We start from the raw sequence: 7923 nt of genomic DNA, 5'->3' as shown, positions 1-7923 counted from the left end.
AAGGTGTGTCAGAGTCTGATATGTTAGCGATTCTTGCCAGTAAATCACGGGACAATAGCCGAACGCCAATGCAATGGGACAACACTGCCAATGCAGGATTTAGCCAAGGTAAACCTTGGATTGAGGTGGCAAACAATTACCCAAAAATCAATGTGAAGGCAGCGCTTGATGATCCCAATTCAATCTTTTATTGCTATCAAACCTTAATCAAATTACGCAAAACATATCCGATCTTTATTTTCGGTGACTATCAAGATCTAACGCCTGATGTTGCTAATTGTTGGTGTTATGTCAGACATTGGAATAATCAAACGTTACTTGTGATAGCCAATCTGACCGAAAATACGGTTAAATGGCAATTGCCTAAAGCATTAGAAAATAGTTCTTGGAAAAAATTGTTAAGTAATTACTCAAATCAAACAGTGCTCGAAGGTGAAATGGTATTACAGCCTTATGAAGCAACGTATTTGTTGCACGAAACGGATTAAAGGAAATATTGTTTTTTTAATAAAACGATTATAAAAGGGTAATCTATTTAAGATTACGTTTTTTTAAAATTGTTTGAAACTAACGACCGAAATCTAACTAAATAAAAAGCATTTTTACTAACATTATGGTGATAAAACTATGGTGTCCTTCCTTTAATTCATCACTAATCTTGATAACTTATCTATATAATTTAATTAAAAAAAGATTTAAAAAAGTTTGCAAATAACCCAAAAAAAGGTATTTTATAATCTGTTTTAGGTTATTTTTTAATATGAATTAATTTCGTAGCCTGAAAGCTGTGGGTAATCTTAGTAGTACGCCCACATGTGGTCTAGTTAAAAAATAAAATTAAATAATTAGTTATAATAATAGTCGATATAACATTGCTGTTCACATGAAGTATGAAAAGAGGAAATTATGAAGGAAGAATTAGCTACTTTCTTTACTCCATTTGGTAAAGGTGTAGATGATGGGATTAATGGCGGAATCAGCCATAATCGTTACACATTAAATATTGAAGAACTAGGCTCAGCGATATCGGTGTTAGATGTCACCACGCAAGAAGTGCTAAATCAACCGTGGCATTACCTTATCTCCTTTACCTGCAGCAACAAACAGATCTCCCTTGATTCAGTACTAAATAAAAAAGCCTCCTTTCGTTTTAATTCTGCGAATACTAATATTGCCTCAAAGGCATTAACTGCAGTGAATGTATTAAAATCCTTTGCTCCGTTGGACTCTTCATTAACCTCACTATTACCGTCAGACGATGCACGCATTGTGTACGGGGTCATTACCGAGTTTAGTCAGTTATCGGTCAATAAAGATGAAGCACATTATCAGGTGGTTCTCTCCTCATCACTGACAAGACTGGCACTTAGCCATAACAGCGCTATCTTTCAAAATCAAAATGTAGTGAGCGTGGTTGAGGAAGTGCTGCGAGGTCATGGTTTTACCGGTATTGATTACCGCTTAGAATTAAAAGACACCTATCCGGTCAGGGAGTTTATCACTCAATGGCAGGAGAGTGACCTTGCTTTTATCCAGCGGATTTTAGCCGATGTGGGTATCTGGTTCCGCTTTGAACCTCATCCGGAGCACAGCTGTGATGTGATGGTGCTGAGTGATTATGAACAAGGTTATCAGCAGGCAAAAGATATTGACTATAAACAACTGAGTGGCACTTTAGATGCGGGTGTGGACAGTGTTTGGGATATCAGCTTACACAGTCAAACGGTTGAAACTTCGGTTAAAGTTCAGGACTATAATTACCGTACAGCAGGTGAGGATTTACAAACTGACGTAAACAGCCAACCGACCAATATAACCACTTACGGCACAGATTACCGTTATGAAGAGCATTATAACGCACTAAATGATAACGGCAACGCGAGTGCTGATACCGATGCTGATAACAGAGCAGGCAGTGACCGCAATGCAGTCAATAGCAATAGTTTTGTTGAAGGAGAGCTTAATGGCAACAGCGGAAGACACAGTGATAACAGCATTGAGAGTGGCGAATGGTATGCCTGTATTCGCCATGAATATGCGATAAGCCGTCAGGTTATCGTCAGCGGTAAAAGTAACCGCGGTCAGTTATCACCGGGTCAGCATATTCATATTACTGGTAATCCGTTAGCTAATACACAGGACGGTTTTTTGATTTTAAGTGTGGAAGGTCGTGGTAACCGTACGGATGCTTATGAAGTGCAGTTTACCGCCATACCGTATCAGACATTAAAACCATACCGACCCAAACCAACAGACTGGCCACAAATCAGTGGCACCTTACCGGCAAGAATTACCAGTCCGGATAATGACACATACGGTTATATTGACACGATGGGACGATACCGGGTTAAGTTTAACTTTGACCTGAAAAGCTGGAAGAATGGTGAAGAGAGCTTATGGGTGAGACTGGCGAAACCTTATGCCGGTGACAGTTACGGTTTCCACTTTCCGTTAATTGACGGCACGGAAGTGGCGATTGCATTTACCAACGGTAACCCTGACCGTCCTTATATTGCTTATGCGATGCATGACAGCAACCACCCAGACCATGTGGCAACCGCCAACAAACACCGTAATGTGATACGCACACCAGCGAATAATAAATTACGGATGGATGATAAACGCGGTCAGGAGCATATTAAGCTATCGACGGAGTATGGTAAAACGCAACTGAACATTGGTCACTTAGTTAATCAAAACAAATCACAACGGGGTGAAGGGTTTGAGTTAAGGACAGATGAATGGGGCAGTATTGCTGCGGCTAAAGGCTTATTCCTCACCACCGCAACTGAGCCGAAAGCACAGGGTAAACAACTGGATATGCAAGGTGCAATTAGCCAGTTAGAAAATGCCTTATCAATTGCCAAAGCGCTGCAAAATGCCGCCAAAGAGTCTGAAGCACACGGCGCCGATACCGACAGTCAGGACCAGCTGAAAAGCTCACTGACACAATTATCACAAAGTGGCTTCTTAGCTTATGCCGATGAAGGTATCGCCTTAACCAGTCCGGAGAACATCCAGCTCTCAACCAGTAACAGCATCGCACTCACTAGTGAAAACCAGACCGATATCACGGCACTCAAAACTATTACCTTATCCGGTGGTGACTCACTGGGATTGTTTGCCCATAAATCGGGTATGAAACTGTTTGCCAATCAGAGTGACGTGGAAGTGCAAGCACAAAATGACAATCTGGTTATGGCAGCTAAACAAGACATTAACATTGACAGTGTTGACAGCGATACTCAGTTAACCGCATCAAAAAAGATAACCCTAATCTGCGGCGGCTCTTACATCAAAATCAGCGAAGAAGGTATTGAACTGGGAACATCCGGTAATGTTTATCTCAAATGCAACGCCATGCAAAAAATGGGACCTGCTTCACTATTTTTACCAACTACTGAATTACCGATAAGCCCTGTAATGCTTTTAGATGAACAAGAGTACCAGTTGAATTTACAAATCAGTGATATCCCCGGTAAAAATGGTATCAATTATGGGAGTTCAGAATGGAGAATCGTATCGGCAAAAAGTGCTGATGATGCGTTAATGACCGATGAAATTATTACTCAAGGTAAAACAACTCAGACAGGCGAAATAGAAATATCACCCGATGAATCGAAAGAGCTTATTAAGCGTTTCAACAAAAGTCCAGGATATTTATGGATTGTGAATAATAATATTGCCTACCAGTTGCAATTTTCGACATTAGATAAAACCGATGAAAATAAAAATATTAAAGCAGCACGAGCAATGGGTTATGGAAACGAAGTATTAAAGCAAAAAGATGAATTTTTAAGTGCGGTAGAAAATAATTCGCAAATTAAAAAGAATCAACTTATAAATTCAATAAAGAAATAATGGTATATAAATGGCGGAACATAATAAAACACATCTTTTACTTGATAAAGAAGGTGAAGAAAACTACACATCGACAGTAACAGAGGATATTTGGCTATATGATATTAATGAGCGTGGAATTAGAAATAATTTTGCCGAACCAACACATAAAAATAGTGTAAAAGCTTATGTGCAAGGTTATGACTATTTTCAGGATTTAATTGCTGATATTCGAAGTGCTGAAAAAGAAATTTATATCACAGGCTGGCAAGTTAACTGGGATGCGATGCTAACACCAAACTTACGTTTAGTTGATTTATTACTTGAAGTGGTGCAGAAAAATGCAGAATTAAAAATTTTTATTTTACCTTGGAAATCGCAGTCTGTCGCCGTCGATACCAATGATCAAGATACCAGAAACGTTTTAAGAAACTACATAAATGAATATATTGGGCGTGAAGTGATTTTTGTCCGATTGCATGATTCAAAAAATGACGAACCATACTGGAGTTATGCAACGCAAATGTTTTTCTCTCATCATCAAAAGTGTATCATCATTGATAGAAAAAAAGCATACGTAGGTGGAATAGACTTAGCTTATGGACGTTACTGCCATGGTTATAATCTCGATCCGAAAGCTGATAATAGACAAGTGTTAAATCGTTATAATCCTTGTGTGAGATTGATGGGGGATAATAAAAAAGAAATAAGCCTATCATTTAAGCCAAGAGATCATTCTACGATTAAACAAAATACATTTTGGCAATCACAAATATTTGATAAAAAGCATTTTGACGCAACCCAAACAACACTAGCGGATAATCAACCCATTATGCCATGGCAAGATGTTCACGTTAAAATTGAAGGTAAAGCAGTATTTGACTTAACTTTAAATTTTGTACTACGCTGGAATCAAGCTGACTCACCAAATAGTGAATACAAAAGAAATAATGTATCTGATTATTGCATACATAAATCACTTTCATTACCCACACAACAAGAATATGATGGAATAGTTGATAAAGGTAATATTAGTGTACAAATATTAAGAAGTGCGCCAGCATATATGCGTAATTGGGAAGCAATGTCAGCCATATTGAGTAAAGATGTAGACTTAAATAATGGTGTTGAAGGTCTAAATAAATTAGCACCGAATGTTCGTCTAAATACTAATACTACATCAAAACCACAATCTGATATTTATCAGGTGATGCAAAAATTAATTAACAAAGCCAAACGCTATATTTATCTGGAAAACCAATTTTTTATCTCTGATTATGGTCGTCCGTCCCACGCTTCTTTAAATGATGCACTATCAGAGGCAGCAAAAATAGAAACACCAATCAAACCTTGGATAACAAAATTTTTATCTATTACGGCTAATGATTTGCCTGAAAATAAAATTGTACAAGCATTAAGCGATAAAATTGCCAGTGTCATTTTTGCATTTAAACCCGAACCATTTCATGTCTATATAACTTTACCTGTACATCCGGAAGGGCTTTTAAATACGGGCTCTATTATGGCTACCATTCATCAAACCATGCAAACTATTGTATTTGGTAGTGATAGTCTGCTTAACCGTATTCGCAAACATCTATGGGTATATCAACAGCTGGTTAAAGATAAAGCACCACGAAAAAACTGGCAAAAATTGCGACCTACCTATTACGATAATATGGGTGAAGATTACAAAACAATAGAGTTAGAAGAGTGTGATAAATATGTTACCTTACTTAATTTGCGCAGTTGGATTCAGTTAGGGGATCGCACTCTCACTGAACAAATTTATGTACATAGCAAATTAACTATTGTTGATGACCTGTATGTATTAGTCGGCAGTGCCAATATTAATGACCGTAGCTTATTAGGCGGGCGAGATTCCGAACTTGCTGCATTAATTGTTGATAATGATTCACAAACCATTAATTGCCCCGAACGCGGCATACCTATACCAGTTAGAAAATTTGCTTATGAATTACGAACCAAAATTTGGCAAGGTTTATATGGCCAAGGTTTAGAAAAGGCGATTGAAGTCCCAGAACTTGCCAGTAGTGTTAACAAAATCCGCTCCCGAGCTAAAAGTAATACTGATATTTTTGAATCGGTTTTTCCATTTATACCAAGGAATTATTTAAGTTTAGAATATGTTGATGATACGAAAGATGAAAATGTATTTGCATCAATTTGGCCTGCATTAAATTATAATAAATTAAGAAAATTTGATAATGAAAAATTGGAAGAGTCAAAGTCTCTAGACGAAGAGATTGATAAATATAACGGGATATTCGGAGCCACGAATCAAGAGCCTATTGCAAATCAGGAAGAAGCATTAAAAAGAATGTATAACAAGGAATATTTCACAGAAAAATTATTAATGCCTTTTAATAAAATTTTTTGGCAAAATTATTCTATTAATGATGCTAATGTATTAAAAAACATTAGAGGTCATATCACATTAGTCCCCCTCCATTGGACAGAAGATGAAAATAACGCTATCACTTATCATATTCGGTTAGTAACTTAAGGATTCCCTATCATGAAAAAGATTTTTTTATTAGTCAGTCTTACTTTTTTTAGTTATGTAGGTCAAGCGGCCGAGATCAACTATAAAACCGAGTGTATTGGATCCTATACCTTAGATTTACCCGATAATCTTGAAGTGGCACTTTATCCGACAAATCAGTACTTTAAGCCAAAATCCCGTTTTCCTGTTTATTTTCAAGATGGTAAATGGGCTATTCTATCTACATTTAATTATAATCAAAATAATTTATCGATTACTGCTAAATGGAGTGATGAAGAGTTAAAAAATGCAAAACAACAAATAGCTTTAGAAAATCAGAATATTAAAACTAATAATTCTAATGATATGGTGAAATTGTTGAATGAAAACAATATGTTGGGGTTTTATGCAAAAAAAGGGGGGCGTGTAACTTTTTTTGAGAATAATACAATATATTCATTTTTTACAACTAATAGTCATCAAGGTGAAGATAAAAATCTTGAATTTTATAAACAAAACGCCGAAGCAATTATTAATGGTTTTTCTACCCGTGAACTGTTTGAAGTGCCGCATATCGCAGGAAAATGTATTCCCTTTGGCTTTGTCGCCGGTAATGATGCCTCCTTACCCCTTATTTTAACCGTCTCTTTTCGGTTAAAAGAACACCCTGATATCGTTATTTCATTTACCGAAAGTACAAGTTCTTTTACCAATCTTATGCGCTTTGATGCCAAAGACGAAATCAATCTATTTTGGAACAGTAATTACGATATAAGTAATCTCAATATTAAAAACATTAAATTACTAGGCTTTCCTATAAAGTATCGTGATATCAAAATGGACGGACGTAATGGCTTAGCGGGTTTTGTTGAAATACGTTATAAAGATAAATCACCGTCCGACTATGGTTATTACGGCGTAGTGTCTTACTATTCCCGAAACACGCCAAACAGCAAAACCAACCACCCATGGTTACAGCTATCTGTTATTGGCAAACAAAGTGAAGCAAAAGGAAAAATCCCCTTAACAGAAGATGAAATCTACCAAATGGCAAAAACCATTGAAGCATCAATAAAACGTAGAGCAACAGAACAATAATTAACAATCAACATAAGTAATTACATGGAATATAAGATAAATAAAAGGGGGAACAAATTAATAATTCTATCCTATGCCTTAATTTATTTACTATTATTGTATACAGTTAATTGTGAAAAAATTATTTAGGAGTGTTTACCGTTTGATCTATTTTTTCGATGAATAAACATTCATGCAATTTAAACTTAGAATGTTTGCTTTCTTACTTATTGTCTAACCAAATTTGCAGATAACGTTGGCGCCGCTTTACTTGGCAATAGTTAACCAACAATAAAAATCGTTTTTACTTCATTAACCACATAAAATAGCGCTGCCATTTGACTGCCGTATTAGTGCTAATGCCTAATTGTCGTTTAATGATTTTGCATGTTTCGCCTTACAGCAATAAATCAATAAATTGCCGAAGGTGTGTCAGAGTCTGATATGTTAGCGATTCTTGCCAGTAAATCACGGGACAATAGCCGAACGCCAATGCAATG

General features: G+C 36.5%; 4 protein-coding genes. All 4 read left to right on the top strand.

All coding sequences use genetic code 11. From position 1 onward, the window contains the following. On the top strand, positions 1 to 488 hold a 488-nt coding region (locus J3U66_RS12825; protein ID WP_323849547.1), incomplete at its 5' end, for an alpha-glucosidase C-terminal domain-containing protein. 418 nt (positions 489 to 906) lie between these two features. Further along, entirely contained in the window at positions 907 to 3861 is a 2955-nt protein-coding gene (locus tag J3U66_RS12635) for a type VI secretion system Vgr family protein (RefSeq protein WP_267349233.1), read from the top strand. A 10-nt stretch (positions 3862 to 3871) separates the two neighbouring features. Then, positions 3872 to 6367 (top strand): hypothetical protein, encoded by a 2496-nt coding sequence (locus J3U66_RS12630; RefSeq protein ID WP_267349232.1) that lies wholly within the window; start codon positions 3872 to 3874, stop codon positions 6365 to 6367. A 12-nt stretch (positions 6368 to 6379) separates the two neighbouring features. Continuing rightward, positions 6380 to 7444 (top strand): hypothetical protein, encoded by a 1065-nt coding sequence (locus J3U66_RS12625; RefSeq protein ID WP_267349231.1) that lies wholly within the window; start codon positions 6380 to 6382, stop codon positions 7442 to 7444. Positions 7445 to 7923 lie beyond the last annotated feature (479 nt).

Source organism: Gilliamella sp. B2969, from assembly GCF_026536195.1.
Taxonomy (GTDB): Bacteria; Pseudomonadota; Gammaproteobacteria; order Enterobacterales; family Orbaceae; genus Gilliamella.
Note: the sequence above shows the minus strand (reverse complement) of the source record. Positions and strands in the feature narration are given on the sequence as shown.

What these genes read in the sequence shown, in the direction of transcription:
- J3U66_RS12625 (WP_267349231.1), top strand. Translation starts at nt 6,380, where the DNA reads ATGAAAAAGATTTTTTTATTAGTCAGTCTTACTTTTTTTAGTTATGTA.
- J3U66_RS12630 (WP_267349232.1), top strand. Translation starts at nt 3,872, where the DNA reads ATGGCGGAACATAATAAAACACATCTTTTACTTGATAAAGAAGGTGAA.
- J3U66_RS12635 (WP_267349233.1), top strand. Translation starts at nt 907, where the DNA reads ATGAAGGAAGAATTAGCTACTTTCTTTACTCCATTTGGTAAAGGTGTA.